Raw genomic sequence first — 22943 nt, 5'->3', positions numbered from 1 at the left:
GATCAAAGAATTATAGTTCTTTACGTAACCTGGCAACCGGAATATTCATTTGCTCACGGTACTTGGCAACTGTTCTCCTTGCAATATTATATCCCTGTTCTTTTAAGATTTCAGTAAGCTTCTCATCGGCCAGTGGTTTGCGCTTATCTTCATTTCCTATACAGTCTTCCAGAATCTTTTTGACTTCTTTATTGGAAACCTCTTCTCCGCTTTCTGTCTGAATAGCTTCTGAAAAGAATGATTTTAATAAAAACGTACCAAACTCTGTTTGTACATATTTTGAATTAGCTACTCTGGACACCGTAGAGATATCCATGTCAATTTTGTCAGCAATATCTTTCAGAATCATTGGACGCATTTTACGTTCGTCGCCCGTGAGTAAGTATTCGTATTGGTACTGCATAATTGCATTCATAGTTTTAAGCAACGTCTGCTGACGTTGTTTAATCGCATCGATGAACCATTTAGCTGAATCTAGTTTCTGCTTTACAAACTGTACTGCCTCTTTAAGCTTTTTGTCTTTTTGAGCAGCTTTGTCATAATGCTCAAACATATCAATATAAGAGCGGCTAACACGGAGTTCCGGCGCATTCTTAGAATTAAGTGTCAGAATAAGGACAGCGTCATTATTGGAGATATGAAAATCAGGTATAACCTGTAATTGTTTAGTAGTAACCTGGTTGGAATCTCCGGGTTTGGGATTTAAACGTAAGATTTCTGTGATTATTTCTTTAAGATCTTCGCTATTCAGGCCAAGTGATTTTTCGAGTTTGTCGTAATGTTTTCTGGTAAATTCGTCCAGGTAATTCTCAACGATCATAATTGCTTTCTGTATGATCAGATTATTTGGATCTTTCCGTTTTAACTGCAACGTAAGGCATTCCTGAAGGTCTCTGGCCGCTATACCCGGTGGATCGAAGCTTTGGATTACTTTAAGCATTTCCAATACATCTTCTTCTTCTACCATCGCATTTTGAGAAAAAGCAAGATCGTCAATCATGGAAGTAATTGGTCTTCTCAGATATCCGTCGTCGTCAAGGCTACCGATAATTTGTTTTCCTATAATAAAGTCATGGTCTGAAAGTGGAACCAAATCAAGCTGTTCCTGTAAACTTTCGAAAAACGTACTTTCTATAGCGATAGGTGTTTCTTTCTTCTCCTCATCATCATCATTATTATTGTAGGATGTGCTGTAATCATTAGTATTGTCATCCTGTAAATAATCATCTACGTTAAACTCATCCGTGTTTTCTTCTTTCGCAGAAGGATCAAATTCTTCTGGAGAATCATTCAGATCGTCATATTCACTTTTTGGTTCTTCTGCGATCATCAGACTTGGGTCTTCCAGTGCAGGATTTTCTTCCAGTTCTTCTTTAATACGGGTATCCAGCGCGACTGTGGGCACCTGCAGCAATTTGATGAACTGAATTTGCTGTGGAGAGAGTTTCTGAAGTAATTTTTGTTGTAAATGTTGTTTAAGCATGTTTTGTAGACCAGGTATTTTGACCCGTTTCAAAAATAAGCATTTGCTTTAGATATAAACTATAGGATCCATCTATTATTGTAACTTGATGCGGGATTGTGACAAAAATGTATTTGTTTCTTAATAATTTTATTATTTTTATTAAAATTGAACACATTACTAATCTACTATTTATGAGTTTCGTTAAAGAATTTAAGGAGTTTGCTGTAAAAGGCAATGTTATCGATCTAGCAGTCGGTGTTATCATTGGAGGTGCATTTGGTAAAATCGTTACTTCCATGGTTAACGATTTAATTATGCCGCCGATCAGCTTGCTAATAGGGGATAAGGGATTCACCAACTTCTACCTGCCGTTAAATGATAAAGTCCGTGAATTCGTCGCAGGTAATCCTAACGCGTCTTTGGAAGATGCAAAAAAAGCAGGCCCTGTTTTCGCCTGGGGAAACTTTGCAACTGAGGTGATCAATTTCGTTATTCTTGCGTTTATTATCTTTTTAATGGTTAAAGCAATTAATACAATGAAACGTAAGCAAGAGGCACAGCCTGTAGCTGCACCAGCGCCTACTAAAGAAGAAACACTACTGACTGAAATCAGAGACTTACTGAAAGTAAGAAATTAGCATCAAGATATTTAGGTGGATAAAATTTATCCACCTATTTTTTTTCGGGCACCTGTGGTGTTATTAGAATAAAATCAGCCAGATGACGAAATGTTTTCCAGTCATCATCTTCTGCAGCTGCAAATGACGATATGGTCAGCACTTTAAGTTTTGGTGCATATCTTTTTAAAGGAAATAATAAGCCTAGCTTTTCGTCGCTGTGAAAACGGCCGTTAATCTGTAAAATCTTTCTTTCCGGGTATTGTTTAGCATAATTACTAATCGCCCAGGCCATAGCGGCATCCCATAAGTTCTGAGTTTGATATATTTTCATATTCCCCATACCGTGTCCGCCTAATGTTTCTATAAATTTATCATAGTATCTTCCTGTAGCTGTGTCTAAAGGAAGGGGGGGCAATAATTTCTTTGAAGGTTCTGGGAAATCCTGCAACTTACTCAATCCAAAAAAAGTCACAGCGTTACTGTAGCGGGTGGCCACATTTCCACCAATCACGTCTGTTTTGTTCTGTTTCGCTATTTCGATCATCGGCCTGTAGTCCGCATAATTGTTCCAGGCACGCGCTTCTTTAATAAAATTCTTTTCGGAGATCAGAGAAGACAGGTACTCATTTATGGTCAGCTGCACATCGGTAGCGAACATTTCCATTGTGAGTGCAGTTTGCGGATAGGCTGCGATCATCTTAGTTAAGATTTCGGCCTGAAGGCTATGAGCTGTCGAATCATTATGTTCCTCCCCGAACACCAATACATCGGTATTCTTCATTCGCTTTACAATGTCATCAGTAGTAATTGATTTGCCGGATTTGCTGTCGTATAAACGATAACCTTCCGCTCCTGAATTCGATTCCGGATGTCTGTCGCTGTTTTGTTGTGCAGACAGGAATAGGGGAGATACTAATATCGCGAGCAGGTAGCTGTAAATTCTCATGTTGTTTTTGGCATTTAAATTAGGTTCCGCAGACCAGCGGTCAGGGATTGTGCGAAAATTACACATTTTTTTTTACCGGTAAAATATCGGGATTTACCGGTAAAATACGACTTTAGATAGACAACCCATTTCCTGCTGTCAAAATGAATGTACTTTAGCTTTACAATCGATAATTTGAAAACATTCTTATGAAAAATTCATATAAATCTGACAAACATACCAACAGAATGTGGAGTGGATTAATCCTGCTGCTGGTCGGGTTGTTTTTCTTAAGCCGGAACTTTGGCTTCTTCCTTCCGCAATGGTTATTTAGCTGGCACGTGATCTTAATGGTTATTGGAATTATAGTAGGTGCTAAACGCAATTTTATAGGAGGAGGATGGCTGGTTATGGTTTTAATTGGCGGGTTCTTTACTTTACAGCGATTTAGCGACCTGAACTTTTCAACCTACTATTTTCCAGGGATATTTATTATTCTGGGTCTGTATTTGATTTTAAGTCCATCTCGTAAATTGAAGAAAAATAATCCTTTCGGCGATAGACCTTCGGCTGATTTTAAAGGAGATCCTTTGGTAAATCCTGTTTCTGACGATGCGGGTACCCAAGATGATCAGTACGGGTTTTCTTCAGGTGCCCCGACTAATAATACAGGTGACGTTATTGATCTGGTAAATGTTTTTAGTGGAAGTAAGCAGCAGTTTTATTCAAAAAACTTATTGGGAGGAGAAGTCGTTGTCGTATTTAGTGGTGCAGAACTTAATTTTATTCAGTCGGATTTTGAAAACACGATAGCTATAGAAATTACGGCAATATTCGGTGGGGTTAAATTAATTATTCCGCCTCACTGGGTGGTTAAATCTGAGGTCACGCCTATCTTTGGTGGTTTGAATGACCGCAGGGCAGTAGTTACCCATATCGAAGGGAATCCGAAAGTTCTGGTCATCAGAGGGACTGCTTTGTTAGGTGGAATTGATATCAGTAATTTTTAAAACGAATTATGACCAGAAACCCTTTATCCAGCACAGTCGTTAAGAGAAATGCGTTGATATTGTACGTATGTTGGGCGGCAGGTTTCTCACTTATCTTTTATTATGCGCTGAATCTGAACTGGTATGCGGCTATAACAGATAGTATATTGACTGCATCTTTCTTACTGGCCAGCTGTATTGTAGTGAGTACCATAACACGTTATTACAAGCCGGCTGATGATGCACTGTTTTTTGTGTTGATTATTTCAGCCGTGCTGTCTTCTTTAATAACTTTAGGGAGTAATTATATTCTTAGTTATATTTTTGATTCGTATAATAGTTATTTGTATTTCCTTGAATTTACTTTATTATTCCGCGCTGTTATTCTATTTGTATTTCTCGCCTGGTGTACTTTCTCAAATATGCTCTGGTACCGGTTAGAGGAACAGTCAGAAATGCAGCAACGTCTGTTTGCTGCACAGAATCTGGCTAAAGAAGCAGAGCTAAATAAACTCCGGCACCAGCTGCAGCCTCATTTCTTATTTAACAGTTTGAATTCAGTATATGCACTCACTATAGTCAATCCAAAAGAGGCTGGTCTGATGATCACTAAGCTGGCATCTTTTTTACGGGGAACACTTAAAAGGGATGATGATGTCTGGGTTACAGTGGCAGAAGAAATGGAATATATTCAACTTTATCTTGATATCGAAAAAGTTAGATTTAGTCACAGGTTGAATCTGAATATTCATATGGATGAATCTACCTTAAATATGATGCTGCCAGGTACTTTGTTACAGCCTATAGTCGAAAATGCCATCAAATTTGGATTATACAACACGTCTGGTCCGGTCTTAATTTCCATTCAGATCAGTGAGGAGAATCAACAGCTTAAAATCAGAGTAGAAAATCCTTATGACCCGGAACTAAAAAGTTCAGGAGGAACAGGTTTTGGCCTTTCTGCTATTAAAAGAAGATTATATTTACTCTTTGCCGATCAGACGTTGTTAAAAACCGAAAGTCTGGACGGGAATTTATATCGTACTACGCTCCAAATACCTCAAAATTATGATCAGAACTATACTCATTGACGATGAACCTCTTGCCCGTGATGTTGTAAAGCACTATCTGCAGCAGTTTCCTGATATAACCGTCATTGCGGAATGTAGTGACGGTTTTGAGGGGCTAAAGGCGATACAACAATTAAAACCAGATTTTATCTTCCTGGATATTCAGATGCCTAAAATAAATGGTTTTGAGATGCTGGAACTGGTTGATAATCCCCCCGCTGTTATATTCACAACGGCTTTTGACACCTATGCAATTCGTGCGTTTGAAGTGAATGCGGTGGATTATCTGCTGAAACCTATTGAGCCGGAAAGATTCGAGCAGGCCATGTCACGTTTACCAGGTAAACTTAACCAACCTGAAGGGACAGAAGAACTGTTGAATACAGCAAGCCTGAGTCCTGCACAGCAAAATAGGGTTGTGGTTAAGAGTAATGGCAGTATAAAAATTATTCCAGTTGAAGCGGTTCATTATCTCGAAGCTGACGATGACCAGGTGAAGTTAAATACAGCCGAGGGGATTTTCTACAAAAATAAAACCATGAGTTTTTTTGAGCAATCTCTAGACTCCGGAATGTTTATCAGAATTCACCGTTCCTATCTGATTAACCTCTCTCAAGTCAATAAAATTGAACTGAAAGAGAAAGATAGTTATATTGTGCTGCTTAAGAACGGAATCTGGCTCCCTGTAAGTAAAACAGGTTATGCAAGGCTCAAAGCAGCTCTTGGAATCTAAATTATGCGGTGTTGTTTAATAAGTTTCAAAGGGCAGTAATGAATGTTTAATGCGAAATAAATAAAACATTTGAGATGTATTTGCAATTGAGGAAAAATCACATTATATTTGCACCTCTCAATAAAAAAAATTATAGTTAAGATATCATACAGTTATGAAAAGAACATTCCAACCTTCGCAAAGAAAGAGAAGAAACAAACACGGCTTCCGCGAAAGAATGGCTACAGCAAACGGTAGAAGAGTATTAGCTTCTCGTCGTGCAAAAGGAAGAAAAAAATTATCAGTTTCTGACGAACGTCGTCACAAAGCATAATTTTGATTGCTGCACGTAAGTGCTGGCAGATCATTTCTGCGAATTCGCAATCAAAAAAATGAAAAAATTCACTAAAGAAGAACGGTTATGCAGCAGAAGTCTATTAGACCTGTTGTTTAAGAACGGTTCTTCTTTTTTATTATACCCGTTCCGGGTATCTTACCTGCTTATTCCGGGTAAAAAAGTATCGCCCGCCCAAGTGGTAATTAACGTTTCTAAAAAGCGTTTCCGGCGTGCACACGACCGAAATCTGATTAAACGCAGAATGCGCGAAGCGTATCGTTTAATTAAGTCGGAAAAGCTGTATTCTTATCTGGATAATCCTGAACAATCTCTATTGTTATCATTGCAATTTATTGGCAAAGAACACCTTGAATTTTCTTTTATGCAGAAAAAGATGGAATCTGCTTTTAAAAAGCTCAACTTAGCACTCCAGGATGAGACTCTTTAACCGTATTTTCTCGTGGTTTTTTCTACTGCTGATCCGTTTATATCAGGTGCTTTTGTCGCCTTTACTCGGAGCAAGTTGCAGATTTACGCCAACCTGCTCTCAGTATGGTATAGAGGCGATCAAAAAACACGGCCCCTTTAAAGGAGGCTGGCTTACTTTAAAGAGGATTGGACGTTGTCATCCCTGGGGGAGTCATGGTCATGATCCTGTTCCATAATTCAAATTTTATTAATCTTTTATGGCCACCATACTTCAAATTGAAACTGCTACTCAGGTATGCTCCGTTGCATTATCAGTCGATGGACAGACTACGTATCTTAAAGAAATAGCTGCTCAAAATATCCATGCTTCCAGTCTTACGCTTTTTATACAGGACGTTATGCAAAGGTCAGGCTTGGATTTTAATGCATTGGATGCAGTTGCTGTAAGTAAAGGACCTGGTTCGTATACTGGTTTACGTATTGGGGTGTCTACTGCCAAAGGCCTGTGTTTTGCGCTTGATAAATCATTAATTGCCGTCGATACGCTAAAAATGATGGCCAGTGGATTTATAAAACAACATGCTGGTTATACAGGGCTGGTGTGCCCCATGATAGATGCGAGGAGAATGGAAGTCTTTACCGCGCTTTATAGTGTGAATCTTGATTGTGTACTGCCTGTGGAAGCTAAGATCGTCGACGAACAAAGTTACAGGCATGAATTACATCAGGATATCACTTTTATCGGTGACGGGGCAATGAAATGTGCCGATATCCTGGCACATAACCACGCACATTTTAATAGTGATAATTTTAACAGCGCCGGCGCAATGAGCCAATTGGCATTTGATGCTTTTCAGCTGCAGCGTTTTGAAGATCTGGCTTATTTCGAGCCTTTTTACTTGAAAGATTTTATGATCACCCAGCCTAAAAAGAAAATCTAATCAATTCATCAGTAAAAAGAATCTTAGTGTCAGTTAGAGCCGGTCACTATTTTGGATTGAATAGTTGTTCAGGTGTGTTAATCATGAAATTTGTTTGAAAACGGCCTTTATCTCCATTTAACTGCAATAGAATTGAGCTGAAAGCGCGAAAGCCTTGTTGTGACAGAAAATGTTTGTAAAAGGGGGTGAATAATGTTTTTCTGGCTAATTCTGTAGAATTTTCGGGGTTAAGATAAAAACTGATTCCAGCTGTTTTGGAAAGCTGGTTATAAAGTGCTGTATATTCTTTTGTATTAATAAGCAGGTTATCTGATTTGTATTTTCTTAATATATCCTGCAGCGTTGATGGCTGGTTGGCTACAATCAGATTATTGTCTATAATGGTATAGTATGGTGTATCAAAAGGGCGCATCGGATCGCCGAAATACGCAAATAACAGGCCCGGGCTTTTTAACTGCTGAATCTCATTATCATAAGGTACACTGATATCTAATAATAATTGACCTACCATATCTCCGTTACTCAAATTAATTGCACCTAGATTTTCTCCGGTTTTTAGTTGAAAAGTTATAAGCTGATCTTTAAAGTAAACCGGGAATATCTTATTCGGATCCAACCGGTAGGTTTGTTTAATTTCGTTCAGAATTCTACTGATCTGCTGATCCTTTTTTTGAGAGGAAAAAATTCTATCCAAGGCAGGTTTAAATTTGCTTTGATAATCGGGGATACTATATAACCTGTAATTTGATGTATTGTCCGGGAGGATCTGGTCAATGGTGATTCTGGCCGGCTGCATCTCAGAAAAGATATGTAAATACTGATCCTGTTCGGAAACTTTAGTGCTTCCATTTAGAAAGATGCGTTCCTTGCTAAAATTATAATTCAGGGTTGCAAATGATTCAAGTTGGTTGAGAATAGCCAGATTACCTGATAATTTTCCCGGTAATACCGCACTTAGTAGTTCTGGTATTTTGCTAAAGTCTACATATAGGTTACCAAGGCTGTTTTGCCTGAGCTTTCCTGCAGACCGGATATAATTGACAAAAGCTTGTGACTTTTTCAAGGGCATTAGTTCCAGACTTTTTTCAATAGGTTCTCTGGCTTCAGAAATCAGAATTAAACTTTTATCAATACCGAGGTAAAAACTAATGCTATCAGTCAGATTAATATGATACAGTTCTTTTTCTTGTCTTACCTTTATTCCTCCCTTTTTCAATGCCTCAAGTAATTGCTGTTTTTGAGCATCCTGCTGAAGCTGCGTACTAATCATATAACTTATCTTCTTGCCTGGACCAGGGACAAAACTGATTAGAATATCGCTATTGGCTAATAAACTGTTTATGGCTGGCTGATCTGCTATTTTATCTTTAAGTAATAGTAATTGTTCTGACTTTTCTTTGCCTAACAGTTGTAGAAAAAGGTCCTGGCCTTTTAGGATATCAAAGATGCGCTGGTCATTATAAACAGAAAAGACAAGACCTGAATTTGCGGTGGCTGCAAAAAGGCTGTTTTCCTGATAATCACTTCCTGTATTGAGTTTGGAAAAATAAAAATAAGCCATTCCAAACATTGCAATGCATAAAACAATAAGAATAAAGTATATTTTTTTCAATGTATTTGGGTGTTATGGGCGACAGGGCTATCCTGAGTTGCTGTTCTAGCAAATTTAATTTAATTAGTTCGATTACTAACGAAATGCAAGCAGGTTTCTTAATTTTGTAGAAGGTAGAACTTAAATTAAACAATGAACAGACGTATAATTTTAACGGCTTCTTTTTTTGGAGCAGTCGCGGTAATCCTTGGTGCATTCGGTGCACATAGTCTTAAGAATTTATTATCTGCAGATGCGATTTCAATCTGGACTAAGGGAATTGAATACCAGTTTTATCATACTTTTGCATTATTGTTTCTTTCTACTTTCGGACGCTTCCGTTCCAGACTTGTTGACTTTTCTTATCTATGCTTTTCTTTAGGTATCGTGCTTTTTTCAGGATCACTTTATTTACTGGCAACCCGGGAGGTTACCCAATTAAGCTGGGTCGGTATACTTGGCCCAATAACCCCTTTAGGTGGTTTATTTCTGATAGCCGGTTGGGTCTTGTTATTTTTTGCTGCTTTAAAAAATCGCTAAATGGGAGAAATGACAGAACTTGATTTCGAGGAACGGAATACCTTATTTGTCGAAGTTATTCTCCCGCTGTCGCTTTCTAAAAATTACATTTACCGCGTTCCATTTGAACTGAATGACCATGCTGAGTGCGGTAAACGGGTAATCGTTCAGTTCGGGAAAAATAAAATTTATACAGCACTGATCAAAAGAATCAGTCGCGATGCACCAGAGCTTTACCAGGCTAAGTATATTCTTGATGTCATTGATGAGTTTCCGATTGTTAATGCTGCCCAGTTTCGTTTCTGGGACTGGATGACTTCATATTATCTGTGTAATGAGGGCGATGTGATGTCTGCGGCGCTGCCTGCTGGATTAAAACTCGCTAGCGAGACCATTATCGTCTTAAAGGAAGAGATGAGCTTGGATACGCTTGAAATCAATGAGAAAGAAAACACTTTGCTCACCGCATTAGTTAAACACAAAAAGCTTACCGTCGATCAGATCTCTTCTTTGATGGGGCAAAAATCTGTTTTTCCATTAATTCGTGGTTTGTTAGAGAAGGAAGTCGTTTTTATCGCGGAGGAAGTGATTGAAAAGTATAAGCCTCTACTCAAATCCTATATTGAGCTGGAACCATTTTACAGGGAAGAGGAAAATTACCGTTCCCTGTTTGAGATCCTTGAAAAAGCACCCCGGCAACTGGACGCATTTCTTAAGTATACTCAGCTTTCCAGAGCGGGGCAGATTGTCTCCCGGCAACAGCTGCTGGAAGAAAGCGGTTGTGGGCAGGCGGCATTAAAAACGCTGATCGATAAAGGTATTTTTCAGGTCTTTAAAAAGAAAGTGAGCCGTCTGAGAGATGAAAATGATGAGTCTATTCTCAATTTCGAACTGAGCCCAGCACAGCAGAAAGCGCATGACGAGATTCAGCAGTCATTTTTGGAGAAAGACGTCGTACTGCTTCACGGAATCACGGCATCCGGCAAGACTCAGGTTTATATTAGAATGATAGAAAAGGCTATCGCTGAGCAAGGGCAAGTTTTATTCCTGCTGCCTGAAATTGCACTGACAACCCAGATTGTAGAAAGAATTAAACGTTATTTCGGTGACACAATTGGAGTTTATCATTCTAAATTTAATGATAATGAGCGTGTGGAAATCTGGAATCGTGTATTGAATGGAAACTATAAAATAGTGCTCGGTGCGCGCTCTGCAGTTTTTCTTCCTTTCAATAACCTTAAGCTTATCGTTGTAGATGAGGAACATGAAGCTTCGTATAAGCAGAATGAACCTTCTCCACGCTATCAGGCCAGAGATGCAGCAGTATACCTGGCTCATCTCCATAAAGCTAAAATCGTTCTGGGATCGGCAACGCCTGCTATTGAAAGTTATTATAATGCGCTGCAAGGCAAATATGGCCTTGTAACACTGCATGAAAGGTTCGGAGGGGTTGAGCTTCCCGTTCAACAAGTTATTGGAATTGCTGAACAGACGAAGAAGAAAAAGATGGTTTCTTATTTTTCTACGACGCTGCTGGATGATATTACTTCGACTTTAGAGAAGAAGGAGCAGGTTATTTTATTTCAAAACAGAAGGGGCTACGCAACTATTCTGATCTGTAAAACCTGTGGTTTTGCTCCTAAATGTGTGAACTGCGATGTCAGCCTTACTTTTCATAAGAGCAGCGGTAAACTTCATTGCCATTACTGCGGATATCAGGAGAACAGTATGAATATCTGCCCTGCCTGCGGTTCTGTACACATAGAACAGAAAGGTTTCGGTACCGAGCGGGTAGAGGAGGAGCTTAGTCTATTGCTGCCGGAAGCTAAAATTGCCAGACTGGATGTGGACAGCACGAGAACAAAAAATAGTCTTCAAAAGATTATAACAGATTTTCAGGATAAAAAGACTGATATTCTTATCGGTACTCAAATGGTCGCCAAGGGTCTTGATTTTGATAATGTGACGTTAATTGGCGTTATCAATGCTGATACTTTACTGAATTTTCCCGATTTCCGAGCATTTGAACGAAGTTATCAACTGCTGGCACAGGTTGCCGGGAGGGCAGGAAGAAGGGATACTCAGGGGAAGGTGTGCATCCAGGCATATGATGCAGACCACCGTATTATTAAGCAGGTTGTTGCCAATGATTATATCGGAATGTACGAAGACGAAATTGCAGAACGCAAGGCGTTCAATTACCCGCCTTTCAGCAGGATGATTTTCATTAATATGAAGCATAAAGATCCTAATGTTTTGAATGCTGCATCTATGCGTTTTGCAACTATGCTCAGGGTTACACTGGCAGATCGTGTTTTGGGACCTGAGCAGCCGCTGGTTTCCAGAATCAGGAATTACTATATCCGTCAATTAATTATCAAAGCAGATAAATCGACTGCAATTCAAAAAGTTAAGTCGGTGCTTAAGCAAACTATTCATGATTTTAACACTGAAAATAGTTTTAAAGGTGTTATTATTCAAATTGATGTAGACCCTTATTAAGGCATTTGTTTTTTTATGGCACTGAATATTATCTGCAGTAAATTGGACCCGTTCACGGAATTAAAACTGGAATAATACCTTAAAATTCGGGTTCAATAGCGTATTTTTGAAATGCGATGGCATATAAGTTTGTAGATAATTACCGGGAGCGGGGAGCGAGAAAAAAATTGGTAGAGCATTTAAAAGCCCGAGGAATTGCAGATACACGTGTACTTCAGGCAATAGGTAAAGTTCCCCGGCACTTTTTTTTCGATGAAACTTTCTGGAATCAGGCTTATAAAGATATCGCGTTCCCAATTGGTGATGGTCAAACCATTTCTCAGCCCTATACTGTAGCCTATCAAAGTGAATTATTGCATATCAGCAAAGGAGATAAAGTCTTGGAAATAGGTACCGGTTCTGGATATCAAACCTGTATTTTAATGGAATTAGGCGCAGAAGTGTATACGATTGAAAGACAGGAAGGCATTTATAACCACACAATTAAAGTGCTGCCAGGTATGGGATATCCCGCCCACTTCTTCTTTGGTGACGGTTCAATGGGGATTGCCAGCCATGCTCCTTATCATAAAATAATAGTTACAGCCGGAGCCCCCTTTGTACCTGAAGTTTTATTGAAGCAATTGAAAATAGGCGGAATTCTGGTTATCCCTGTCGGTGATGAAAATGCACAGGTAATGGTTACTGTGATTCGAATCAGTGAAACTGAATACGAGAAATTTGAACTGGATACATTCCGGTTTGTACCTTTAGTGGGAGACCAGGCCTGGTAATTAAACCTTTAATGCCCGGTCCATTTCTCTTTTTGACTCTCTGTCTTTAATACTGTCTCTTTTATCGAATTCTTTTTTACCCTGTGCGAGTGCTATCTCTATTTTGGCAAACCCACGTTCGTTGGTAAATATTCTCAGCGGGACGATAGTGTATCCCTTCTCTTCACTTCTGAACTTTAATTTTTTTAGTTCTTTCTTCTGCAGTAATAAGATCCTGTCCCTTTTAATATCATGATGATGGAAAGAACTATGGCTGTATTCTGAAATATGCAGGTTTCTAACGTATAATACATTTCCAATGAACATGCAGAAAGCATCGGTCATATTCGCTTTACCTTGCCGGATTGCTTTAATTTCCGTTCCAAGTAAAGCCAGGCCTGCATTATATTTCTCTACAATATGATAGTCAAAATAAGCGCGTTTATTTTTTATTTGTATGTCGTTCTTCATAGAATTAGCGAATATCAGAAAGAAATGCCGGTTTACGACAGATTTAGCTGAAAATACATGATGATTATTATCGAATTACCAACACTGGTACACCGATTTTATGCCTTACTGCATCAACAGTAGTGCCGAAAATCAAATCTTTTAATCCTTTATGTCCATGTGCACCCATTACTAATAATTCCAGCTCCTGTTTATTAGTAATTTCTGCAATTGCTTTTGCCGGGCTTCCATAGCCGATATATGGAAATGCTTTATAACCTAGTTTTTCCAGGTTTGCACAGTATTTCTCCAGATTCTCAGCATCAAGTTGTGTTTCATGGTCCATAGCCGACGTACCGTGATATCTGGCTGCGGCGGTCTCTACAATATGGATAAGGTGATAGCTAGCCATTTTACCTCCCTGCTTTAAAGCCTGTTGAATAGTGTTGCGGTCATTTTTAGAGAAATCTACTGTGATTCCAATTTTCTGGTAAGGTTTAATTTGTGTATCTGGTATGTCCAGCGCGATCCCGTGTGGAATATTGTGGGAGTCTTCTCTATTCTTTTTGATGAAAGGATATATAAATATATATACCAAAAGTAAAGCGATGATAACAGCTACCGGTACGATTAGTGCATAAATATACCAGTTATTGATTTCTTTGCCCCATCCTGAGATCTCCTCAATTACCAGCTGTATGTTAAGTGCTACAATGATTAGCGCACTGGTCCAGGCGAGAATTTTTACCCACGTTTTTATAGCGAAACCTTTCATCTCTTTTTTGTCAGAGGTGAAATGAATTAATGGGATCACAGCAAATCCTAATTGTAAACTAAGCACCACCTGACTAAGTATCAATAGTCCGCTTAAAGCATCATTTCCAAAATATAAGATGGTAAAGAAGGCGGGAATTATGGCTAGTAAACGTGTAATCAACCTGCGTAACCAGGGTTGGATCCGCAAATTAAGGTGTCCTTCCATCACGATCTGCCCAGCAAGTGTGCCTGTCACAGTTGAGCTCTGTCCAGCGGCAATTAATGCTATGGCAAAAAGAGCAGGTGCCACATTTCCAAAGATATGACCTAGAAGTTTATGTGCGTCTTGAATCTCCGCAACTTCATGCAGTCCATTTTTGTAAAAAGCCGCCGCTGCCAGAATAAGTATAGCCGCGTTGACAAAGAATGCAAGATTTAATGCAACTGCAGTGTCAATAAAGTTGAATTTCAATGCCTCTTTTATACCTTCAAAATCTCTTTTGAAGTTCCTGGTTTGTACCAGAGAAGAATGGAGATAGAGATTATGCGGCATTACAGTTGCGCCAATAATACCAATGGCGATATATAAAGCATCACCTGAAAGCACAGAAGGTTCCAAACCTTTAACTATCTCCTTTAAAGAGGGTTCTACGATGAACATTTCAACCAGAAATGAAAGACCGACGATAAATACCATTGATACGATGAAAGCTTCCATTTTCCTCATCCCTTTATTCATCAGAAAAAGGAGTAAGACAGTATCAAATATGGTAATACTGATACCCCAGATTAAAGGCAGTCCAAAAAGCAGGTTAAGTCCTATGGCCATACCTATTATTTCTGCAAGATCACAGGCTATGATCGCCGTTTGCGCCAACCCAAAAAGCGGTATATTAACCCATTTTGGATAGGCATTCCTTGACGCCTGGGCGAGGTCAAGACCTCTTACTATCCCAAGTCTCGCGCTGAGCGACTGCAGTAAGAGCGCAATCAGGTTGGACATTAGCAACACCCAGATTAACTGGTAACCATATTTACTTCCCCCAGCAATATCTGTCGCCCAGTTTCCAGGATCCATATATCCGACACTGACAAGGTAAGCCGGACCAATAAAAGAGAGTATTCTTCTCCATCCTTTTCTTTTTCCTGTATCTACACTCTGATGTACTTCGCTTAATGATTCAGATTTTTTCATTAATTATCTATTGATTTTTAGTGCTGACAAGAATATGTTGTGCAACTTTTCTGCTTATACTTATTTTTTTTCCGGAGCAGTCTAGTTCCAATGTACCGTCATAGCTGGTAATTCCTTCTATTAATAATGATTCCCCAATGGTAAGTCCAAGTTTTTCAAGATGTTTAAGATAGGGCGAAGAATGCTCTGTAACGCCGATTATAACAGCATTGATATTTTCAGCGAGCTCCAGCAAGCCTGTTTGTACTGCGATCTCGAATTCGCCTGAACTATCAGGAATGAGGTCGCCATGGGGGTCTCGTTTCGGATAATTCAGAAACTTATCAAGGCGCTCAATCAATGGCTGATAACCAACGTGCTCCAATTCTTCGGCAATATCATGTACTTCATCCCATCCAAAATTGAGCTTTTCTACCAAAAACACTTCCCACAGACGGTGTCTCCGGATAATCTGTATTGCTATTAATTTCCCTTGCTCAGTTAGCGTAACGCCTTGATAACGGATATAATTGATCAGTTTTTTGTCTGCAAGTTTTTTGAGCATGTCAGTTACTGACGCTGCCCTTGTATTCAATTTGCCCGCAATTGCATTGGTCTGAACAGGCATTTCCTGCACCTGATACAGGTGAAAGATTACTTTCAGATAGTTTTCCTCTGTAAATGAGTGCATTTTGTATACCTAATTTTAAATTTAGATAAATCTAAAAAAAATTCTAAAAAATAATGCATAATTATATTCTTAATTTTTAGAATTAAATTTGGTAATTAAACAGTTGTTGTTCTACCTTTACGCTTAAGATCAATTATACAAATGGCAACAGAATTAGATAAGATAGACTTTAAAATACTTAGACTCTTACAAGAGAACGGGAGGATTACCAACTTGCTGCTATCCCAGGAAATAGGATTATCTCCGGCACCAACACTGGAAAGGGTTAGAAAGCTGGAGATGTCTGGGTTTATAAAGAGTTATCATGCCTTGGTTGATGAAGAAAAGTTAGGACTTGGTATTAAAACGTTTATTCAAGTCCAACTCGATTTTCACAAGAATAATACTATTCAGATTTTCCTTGATGAGGTAAACCTGATTAAAGAAATTACAGAATGTCATCACGTGACCGGGCAGGCAGATTTCTTGCTTAAAGTTTATGTAAGTGATATTAAAGCTTACGAAAGACTAATTATGGATAAAATCAGTAAAATTAGCGTCGTGAAGACTTTCCAGACGATGATGATTATGTCCACGACAAAGAAAGAACCTATCGTCCCTCTGGAATATTAGATATAGACACAGTTAAAACAAAAAGCCTGTTAACTGGCAGATCACACGATCTGCCAGTTAACAGGCTTTTTGTTTTTAGAAATAAGATATGCGTTGGTTTTTGAAAAAGGACTGCTTCCGAAAAATCCGGTATATGAGGAGAAAGGGGAAGGGTGAGGAGCTTTAAGAATCAAATGTTTTTGGCTATCAATTAATAACTCTTTTTGCTGAGCGTACTTACCCCACAGTATAAACACCAGACCGTCTCTATCTTTTGATAGCTTATTTATTGCCTGGTCAGTAAATGCCTCCCAACCTTTACCCTGATGTGACCCTGGTTGATGCGCTCTAACGGTAAGTGTCGCATTTAATAATAATACTCCTTCAGCGGCCCAATGACTCAGATCGCCATGATCCGGAGTTATGAAACCCGGAATATCAGTTTCGAGTTCTTTGTAGATGTTTCTTAATGAGGGAGGAATTTTGATGCCTTTGTTAACAGAAAAGGAAAGTCCATGCGCTTGTTTTTCTCCATGGTATGGATCCTGTCCTAGAATCACAACCTTTACTTTATTGAAAGGTGTTTCATTAAACGCATTAAAGATCTGGGAGTTGGGCGGGTAAATTTGCTGATTACTTTCTTTTTCAGAAAGGAGAAAGGTTTTCAGATTTTGCATATATGGTTTGCTGAATTCGTCCTCCAGTTCTGCCTGCCATCCTGATTCTAATTTTGCTGCCATATTCATTCTATTTTTTTATGAGTGCTAACAAATCGTGTTCTAATGAGATCTCTGGTATTTCTGTGATACGTCCAAGTTCGGAACCGTCAGTGTTTGTCAGGATAAACACCGGGATTCTTGTAAAGTTAGGCACTTCTTTCATTTCTTCACCGGGCGACTTTTCCTGATCTACACTGATTATTGTCAGCTGGTCATAGGGGAAACCGGCATGATCAATAACTTTAAGAAATCTTGGAAGCTCCCTTTGGCAGTCGCTGCACCAGGTTCCCAGGATAATAGTTATTTTCTTATTTAATAATAGTGGATGTAAATATTCAATGATTGCCGCCTCGGGATGATAAGCTGGGTATTCAGCTATATAGCTAGTTTGCATGTCAGGAATCGAGAATAGGTCGTCCGGATGATGTATGTAGGGCATAATATTATATTACGAATGCGCTCAGGTTCAAAAAATCCTGGTAAAGATATTAAATAGAGAGCCAATAGTTTTTTTGTTTAAATATTATTTAATATCTGATTTTTGGTATATAAACACGATATTTGCAGCAAAAATATAATTAAAAAAGATATGCCAAACATAGTCAGACTAATAGCGGGATTTGTAATATTCGGAAGTGCAGTAGCACTGATGTTTTTCGGATTCTGGGGATGGGGAATTTTAGCCGTCTTCATTAGTATCCTTATTATTATTACTTTCTTTTACAATGAAAACATGCTGTTAGCGCAATGGTTTTTAAGAAAAGACGATATGCCGAAGGCTGAAGCCTTTTTAAGAAGAATTACTAACTATGAAACGCAGCTTTTCAGAGCTCAACATGGCTATTATAATCTGTTAATTGGATTAATCGAATCGAGAAAAGCACCAATGCAGTCCGAGAAATACTTCAAGAAAGCATTAACTCTTGGTATGCAGATGGACCATAATATCGCTTTAGCTAAATTAAGCCTGGCAGGTATTTCAATGGGTAAAAGAAATAAAAGAGAAGCTCAAATGTATCTGACGGAAGCAAAGAAAGCAGACAAGAATAAACTACTGGCCGATCAGATTAAACAAATGAAAGATCAGCTAGGAATGCTGGATAAACAACAGCAGGTTAGATACAGATAGAAAAATATTAAAGACAAATAAAAAAAGCCACATCATCATGTGGCTTTTTTTATTTGTCTTCCAGGTTATCATATGAATCGTTTGAATGATATTCATTCCTGATGATCATATCGTCATCCATCGGATCGGTATTCTTTCGGAAAAAGAATTGCTCCGCCTGTATTCTTTTAATTAACTGTCTCACTAAACTAAGATCATAGGACTCTTTGTTTAATTTTATACAGTATTCGCTTTCTGTTATTTCGAGGCTTGTCTGATTCATAATTTATAAAAATTAACTGCGATAAAAATAAAAAAGGCCCGCTGTATTTACGTACAACGGGCCATTAAGTTTATAACAATTTTATGTTAAATCAGTCCTAATTCTTTTCGAACCAGCTTGTTACCTCTTCTTTTGAAGGCATAGGAGTTTCGATTTTCAATTTTTTTCTCATTCCACCCAGGTCATTAAATACCTTGTTCGCATTTGCAGCGGCCAGATCTTCTAATGTATTGAAGCCCATTTTTCTAAGAACAACTACCCATTCAGCAGGAATACCAGCATTTACAAAATCTTCATCAGATGTAATTTTCGCTTTCTTTTCAGGTCTCATCTGAGGGAAGAAAAGAACCTCTTGTATTGTCGATTGATTTGTCATCAACATGACCAGCCTGTCAATTCCGAAACCTAAGCCCGATGTAGGGGGCATACCATACTCCAATGCGCGGATAAAATCATCATCCATAGCCATAGCTTCGTCATCGCCTCTCGCTGCCAGTTTTAGTTGTTCTTCAAAACGCTCTTTCTGATCAATAGGGTCATTAAGCTCCGAATAAGCATTGGCAATTTCCTTACCGTTGACAAATAGCTCAAATCTTTCAACAAGACCTTCCTTACTACGGTGCTTTTTCGCTAAAGGTGTCATCTCAAGAGGGTAATCCGTGATGTATGTAGGCTGGATCAGATTCGCTTCTACTTTCTCGCTGAACAGTTCGTCAATCAATTTACCCCGTCCCATTGAACTGTTTACTTCGATACCAAAACTAGTACAGGTTTCTTTGATCTCAGCTTCCGTCATTTCAGAAACATCTACTCCGGTATACTTCTGTATAGATTCATACATTGTAAGTTTTTCGTAAGGACCAGTAAAGTTAATCTCATGCTGCCCAACTTTAACTTTTCCTGACCCATGTATAGCTATCGCTACCTTCTCCAGGCATTCTTCTACCATACCCATCATCCATATATAATCCTTATAAGCCACATAGATTTCCATTGCGGTATATTCAGGATTATGTGTACGGTCCATACCTTCGTTACGGAACATTTTGCCAAATTCATAAACCCCGTCAAAACCGGCAACAATTAATCTTTTCAGATAAAGTTCGTTGGCAATCCTCAGGAAAAGAGGCATGTCTAATGTATTGTGGTATGTTTCAAAAGGTCTTGCTGCTGCACCACCGTGGATCTGCTGGAGAATAGGTGTTTCGACCTCCATCCAGCCCTGCTGATCAAAATAGTTTCGCATGGTATTGATAACCTTGGACCGGTTAATGAAAATCTGTTTAAAGCCAGGGTTTACGGTAAGGTCAACGTAACGTTGTCTGTAACGTAATTCAGGATCAGTAAATCCATCATATATATTGCCTTCTTCATCTCTTTTAACTACAGGCAAAGGCTTCAGTGATTTTGAGAGCAGTGTGAAAGCCGTAACGTGAACAGAGATCTCACCGGTTTGTGTCGTAAAGACGTATCCTTTAATCCCGATGAAGTCACCCAGGTCAAGAAGTTTTTTAAACACAGTGTTGTAGATTGTCTTATCCTCACCAGGACATAATTCATCCCTCTTCAGATATACCTGAATACGGCCAGTCGAGTCTTGTATCTCTACAAAAGCTGCACTGCCCATAATTCTGCGGGTCATAATTCTTCCAGCGAAACTAACCTTCTGGTAAGCATCCTTATTATTTTCATAATTCGCTAAAATGTCAGCTGCATTGGTATTGATCTCGTAACCCTCAGCAGGATAGGGGTCAATGCCCAGTTCACGTAGCTGGGTAAGCGCATTTCTACGCAGTATTTCTTGTTCTGATAATCCTGTACTCATATATGTTCAATATTCGGCTTAAGCCGGAAATTAGATTCTATCCTGATCTGATGATCAGTTATCTTGCAAAAATAGTAAAATTGAGGGGTTTTACAGCAAATTCTATTCACTCTCAACAGCCGATGAATATAGCTCATTGATTGGCGCAGCATAAATCTTTTCGACAACTTTACGTTTAATTTTCATAGTCGGTGTAATTTCACCTGCATCCATACTGAAAGGGTTTCTTTTAAGCAGGAATTGTTTGATTCTCTCGAATTTAGCCAGGCCTTCAGACAGCTTTTTGATATCTTCTTTAATCCAGTTCAGTATTTCTGGATTTGAAATAAACGCTTCAGGGTCTTCAAAAAAAGACTCGGAAAGGTGGAATTTCCCAGTCATAGCCTCCTTGTTTGGGATTATTATGGCTGTTAGATATTCCCTTTTATCACCTATCAGAAAGATCTGTTCGATTTTAAGACTTTGCAGATAAATATTCTCCACCGGAGTAGGATAAACATTTTTTCCGTAGGCATTAACAATCATATTTTTCAGCCGGTCAGTAATTTGCAGATTACCTTTGTAGAAACGTCCGATATCGCCAGTATGAAACCAGTTATGTTTGTCAATAGCCTCCGCAGTTTCGGCGGGTTTGTTAAAATAACCTTGCATTACGCAATGTCCACGAACAATAATTTCGCCCTCTTCTGAAATATATTCGGGATTAAAACTTTCATGTGTTTGTATATTGAGTATTTCTTTAGTGTCCACATTTTGTATACCTATCTCGATTCCCGGAATTACCCGGCCAACTGTACCGTATACCTGACGGTGATATTCTGTAACTGACATAACTGGTGAAGTCTCGGTAAGGCCGAAACCTTCGAGTATCTTTATACCCAGATTGCCAAAAAACTCTCCGACAGTTTTAGGTAAAGCTGCTCCACCTGAAATCATGAATTTAAGTCTTCCTCCAGTTTTTTCTTTAATCTTGCTGAAGACCAGTTTGTCGGCAAGAAACTGTTCTGCAGCTAATACTAAACCAGGTGATTTACCAGCCTCCATTTTTTCCCTGTATCGCTTGCCTATTTCCAGTGCCCAGATAAATATTTTAGATTTCATCCCGCCGGCAGATGTTCCGCTTTGAATAGCTTTGTCGTGAATTCTTTCCAGTAACCTGGGTACGCAGCTCATGACTGTAGGCCTCACCTCGGCCATGTTTTTAGCTAGTAGTTCCAGACTCTGGGCGTAGGCAATCTTACAACCCTGAGCACAGCATACATGGTAGGTTGCAGTTCTTTCAAAAACGTGTGATAGGGGTAAGAAAGATAAGAAGGTTTCAGTTTTATCAATCACCGGAATCTGCTGTAGACATACTTTTACATTTTCTACAAAATTACTATGTGAGAGCATTACGCCTTTTGGTGTGCCGGTGGTTCCTGAAGTATATATTAATGAAGAAATATCCTTAGGTAAAACTTCATTTCTACGTGTTGTTATCTGATACTGATATTTCTTAATCAGGCTGTAACCATCAGAAAGTACAGATTCGAAACTAAAAATGGCCGTATTAAGATCTTCCGGTAAAGTAATTTTCGTGAAGTCATTAAAAACTGGGATGATAAACTCGAGCATTTTGCAGTTTCCTGCGATCTTAAGCACCTTTTTATAAAGAAAAGGATTACCCACCAAAATAGCCCGGATACCAGAATCGTTAATGATATATTCCACTTCCTGTTCAGACAAAGTAGGGTAGATGGATACATTGATTGCTCCAATCTGTTGAATACCCTGGTCGTAATACACATAATCAGGTCCATTTTCAATCATCAGCCCCATCCTGTCACCCTTCGCAATACCTTTTTCAAGAAAGAATGCAGCTACTGCATCTGCTTTGGCAAGGGTTTGTGCAAATGAAATATTCTCCCATTCGTCGCCTTTTTTGTGAATCAGAAAAGTTGTTTCAGGCGGATGGATATTTTCTACCACATTCCTTAAAAGAGTTGGGATTGTTGAAGACTCGTTAAATGATACCATGATATTTTATTTTGGGAAGGCAATAATAAAGTTTTTTAGCCTAATTACACAATATCCTGATCCTGGGGATAAATCAGAATTTAAGTCAAAAAAAAAGACACCTGAAGGTGCCCTTTTTCTAAAAAAAAAATAATTGATTTAAACAGAAAAACTTTCGCCGCAAGCACACGAGCGGCTCGCATTCGGATTGTTAAAGTTGAAGCCCTTTCCATTCAGACCATCAGAGAAGTCAAGTTCAGTGCCTGCCAGGTATAAAAATGACTTCATATCCAGGGCAACGCGAACACCTTTGTCTTCAAAAAACTGATCTCCGGTTTGCTCTTCATTATCAAAATCCATATTGTATGATAATCCTGAACATCCTCCGCCTTTTACAGATACCCGTAAAAAATAAGTAGTGTCCATTTGAGATTCCTGCATTAACTCATCAATTTTGCTTTTTGCTTTTGCGGTTATTGTGATCATATGCTTTTTTATT

General features: G+C 38.8%; 25 protein-coding genes. 13 read left to right on the top strand and 12 right to left on the bottom strand.

The annotated features are described in order from the left end of the window. Window positions 1–10: 10 nt before the first annotated feature. Entirely contained in the window at window positions 11–1483 is a 1473-nt protein-coding gene (gene rpoN / locus BM192_RS07710; protein ID WP_037445307.1) for an RNA polymerase factor sigma-54, read from the bottom strand. Window positions 1484–1656: 173 nt separating this feature from the next. Here rpoN and mscL point away from each other — a divergent pair, with 173 nt between their 5' ends. After that, window positions 1657–2103, top strand: a complete 447-nt coding sequence (gene mscL / locus BM192_RS07705) for a large conductance mechanosensitive channel protein MscL (RefSeq protein WP_037445336.1) — start codon at window positions 1657–1659, stop codon at window positions 2101–2103. Window positions 2104–2137: 34 nt separating this feature from the next. Here the strand turns inward: mscL and BM192_RS07700 are convergent, their stop codons facing one another. Continuing rightward, complete coding sequence (locus BM192_RS07700; protein ID WP_037445338.1) at window positions 2138–3031, bottom strand: ChaN family lipoprotein; 894 nt, start codon at window positions 3029–3031, stop codon at window positions 2138–2140. Window positions 3032–3219: 188 nt separating this feature from the next. Between BM192_RS07700 and BM192_RS07695 the strand changes: the two genes are divergently transcribed. The 7 genes from BM192_RS07695 to tsaB all read left to right on the top strand — a co-directional run bounded on the left by BM192_RS07695 (window position 3220) and on the right by tsaB (window position 7488). Continuing rightward, a complete protein-coding gene (locus tag BM192_RS07695) occupies window positions 3220–4020 on the top strand; it encodes a LiaF transmembrane domain-containing protein (protein WP_037445309.1) in 801 nt (266 codons plus the stop codon). Window positions 4021–4028: 8 nt separating this feature from the next. Then, window positions 4029–5090: a sensor histidine kinase gene (locus tag BM192_RS07690; protein WP_037445312.1), complete on the top strand. Its 1062-nt coding sequence runs from the start codon at window positions 4029–4031 to the stop codon at window positions 5088–5090. After that, window positions 5068–5802, top strand: a complete 735-nt coding sequence (locus BM192_RS07685) for a LytR/AlgR family response regulator transcription factor (protein ID WP_037445314.1) — start codon at window positions 5068–5070, stop codon at window positions 5800–5802. Before BM192_RS07690 ends, BM192_RS07685 begins: the two co-directional genes overlap by 23 nt. Window positions 5803–5956: 154 nt before the next feature. Continuing rightward, window positions 5957–6115 (top strand): 50S ribosomal protein L34, encoded by a 159-nt coding sequence (rpmH, locus tag BM192_RS07680; RefSeq protein WP_008241331.1) that lies wholly within the window; start codon window positions 5957–5959, stop codon window positions 6113–6115. Between the two features lie 58 nt (window positions 6116–6173). Next, complete coding sequence (locus BM192_RS07675) at window positions 6174–6566, top strand: ribonuclease P protein component (RefSeq protein WP_037445340.1); 393 nt, start codon at window positions 6174–6176, stop codon at window positions 6564–6566. Beyond that, on the top strand, window positions 6553–6783 hold the full coding sequence (gene yidD, locus BM192_RS07670) for a membrane protein insertion efficiency factor YidD (protein WP_074587687.1): 231 nt from the start codon (window positions 6553–6555) through the stop codon (window positions 6781–6783). The genes BM192_RS07675 and yidD overlap by 14 nt, the downstream gene beginning before the upstream one ends. 21 nt (window positions 6784–6804) lie before the next feature. Continuing rightward, window positions 6805–7488 carry a tRNA (adenosine(37)-N6)-threonylcarbamoyltransferase complex dimerization subunit type 1 TsaB gene (gene tsaB, locus BM192_RS07665; RefSeq protein ID WP_037445316.1) on the top strand — a complete coding sequence of 228 codons (684 nt, stop codon included), beginning with the start codon at window positions 6805–6807 and terminating at the stop codon, window positions 7486–7488. A gap of 46 nt (window positions 7489–7534) precedes the next feature. On the opposite strand, the gene BM192_RS07660 is transcribed toward tsaB, so the two are convergent. After that, entirely contained in the window at window positions 7535–9100 is a 1566-nt protein-coding gene (locus tag BM192_RS07660; protein ID WP_074963945.1) for a hypothetical protein, read from the bottom strand. Window positions 9101–9232: 132 nt separating this feature from the next. Between BM192_RS07660 and BM192_RS07655 the strand changes: the two genes are divergently transcribed. The 3 genes from BM192_RS07655 (at window position 9233) to BM192_RS07645 (ending at window position 12873) form a co-directional block, all read left to right on the top strand. Then, on the top strand, window positions 9233–9619 hold the full coding sequence (locus BM192_RS07655) for a DUF423 domain-containing protein (RefSeq protein WP_037445320.1): 387 nt from the start codon (window positions 9233–9235) through the stop codon (window positions 9617–9619). Then, window positions 9620–12100 carry a replication restart helicase PriA gene (gene priA, locus BM192_RS07650; protein WP_088776016.1) on the top strand — a complete coding sequence of 827 codons (2481 nt, stop codon included), beginning with the start codon at window positions 9620–9622 and terminating at the stop codon, window positions 12098–12100. It abuts the gene before it with no gap. A 116-nt stretch (window positions 12101–12216) separates the two neighbouring features. Then, entirely contained in the window at window positions 12217–12873 is a 657-nt protein-coding gene (locus BM192_RS07645) for a protein-L-isoaspartate(D-aspartate) O-methyltransferase (protein ID WP_037445321.1), read from the top strand. On the opposite strand, the gene smpB is transcribed toward BM192_RS07645, so the two are convergent. The 3 genes from smpB to BM192_RS07630 form a co-directional block, all read right to left on the bottom strand. Further along, window positions 12874–13323: an SsrA-binding protein SmpB gene (gene smpB, locus BM192_RS07640; RefSeq protein WP_037445324.1), complete on the bottom strand. Its 450-nt coding sequence runs from the start codon at window positions 13321–13323 to the stop codon at window positions 12874–12876. 67 nt (window positions 13324–13390) lie between these two features. Next, window positions 13391–15253: an Nramp family divalent metal transporter gene (locus BM192_RS07635; protein ID WP_037445326.1), complete on the bottom strand. Its 1863-nt coding sequence runs from the start codon at window positions 15251–15253 to the stop codon at window positions 13391–13393. A 7-nt stretch (window positions 15254–15260) separates the two neighbouring features. Next, window positions 15261–15923, bottom strand: coding sequence for a metal-dependent transcriptional regulator (locus tag BM192_RS07630; protein WP_037445327.1), 663 nt, complete (start codon window positions 15921–15923; stop codon window positions 15261–15263). A gap of 141 nt (window positions 15924–16064) precedes the next feature. Between BM192_RS07630 and BM192_RS07625 the strand changes: the two genes are divergently transcribed. Beyond that, window positions 16065–16535, top strand: coding sequence for an Lrp/AsnC family transcriptional regulator (locus BM192_RS07625; RefSeq protein ID WP_037445328.1), 471 nt, complete (start codon window positions 16065–16067; stop codon window positions 16533–16535). Window positions 16536–16576: 41 nt separating this feature from the next. Here the strand turns inward: BM192_RS07625 and ung are convergent, their stop codons facing one another. Next, window positions 16577–17254, bottom strand: coding sequence for a uracil-DNA glycosylase (gene ung / locus BM192_RS07620; protein WP_037445344.1), 678 nt, complete (start codon window positions 17252–17254; stop codon window positions 16577–16579). Window positions 17255–17261: 7 nt separating this feature from the next. Further along, window positions 17262–17672: a TlpA family protein disulfide reductase gene (locus BM192_RS07615; protein ID WP_051760368.1), complete on the bottom strand. Its 411-nt coding sequence runs from the start codon at window positions 17670–17672 to the stop codon at window positions 17262–17264. Between the two features lie 150 nt (window positions 17673–17822). On the opposite strand from BM192_RS07615, the gene BM192_RS07610 reads away from it, so the two are divergent. Further along, entirely contained in the window at window positions 17823–18362 is a 540-nt protein-coding gene (locus BM192_RS07610) for a membrane protein (protein ID WP_037445330.1), read from the top strand. Window positions 18363–18411: 49 nt separating this feature from the next. On the opposite strand, the gene BM192_RS07605 is transcribed toward BM192_RS07610, so the two are convergent. The 4 genes from BM192_RS07605 to BM192_RS07590 all read right to left on the bottom strand — a co-directional run bounded on the left by BM192_RS07605 (window position 18412) and on the right by BM192_RS07590 (window position 22930). Beyond that, window positions 18412–18624 carry a hypothetical protein gene (locus BM192_RS07605; protein ID WP_037445207.1) on the bottom strand — a complete coding sequence of 71 codons (213 nt, stop codon included), beginning with the start codon at window positions 18622–18624 and terminating at the stop codon, window positions 18412–18414. A gap of 97 nt (window positions 18625–18721) precedes the next feature. After that, window positions 18722–20449: a lysine--tRNA ligase gene (lysS, locus tag BM192_RS07600; protein WP_037445205.1), complete on the bottom strand. Its 1728-nt coding sequence runs from the start codon at window positions 20447–20449 to the stop codon at window positions 18722–18724. 102 nt (window positions 20450–20551) lie between these two features. Next, window positions 20552–22465 (bottom strand): AMP-dependent synthetase/ligase, encoded by a 1914-nt coding sequence (locus BM192_RS07595; protein ID WP_037445203.1) that lies wholly within the window; start codon window positions 22463–22465, stop codon window positions 20552–20554. A gap of 138 nt (window positions 22466–22603) precedes the next feature. After that, window positions 22604–22930, bottom strand: coding sequence for a HesB/IscA family protein (locus tag BM192_RS07590; protein WP_037445201.1), 327 nt, complete (start codon window positions 22928–22930; stop codon window positions 22604–22606). Window positions 22931–22943: the final 13 nt, after the last annotated feature.

The organism is Pedobacter antarcticus, assembly GCF_900112985.1.
In the GTDB taxonomy this organism is placed as follows: domain Bacteria; phylum Bacteroidota; class Bacteroidia; order Sphingobacteriales; family Sphingobacteriaceae; genus Pedobacter; species Pedobacter antarcticus.
Note: the sequence above shows the minus strand (reverse complement) of the source record. Positions and strands in the feature narration are given on the sequence as shown.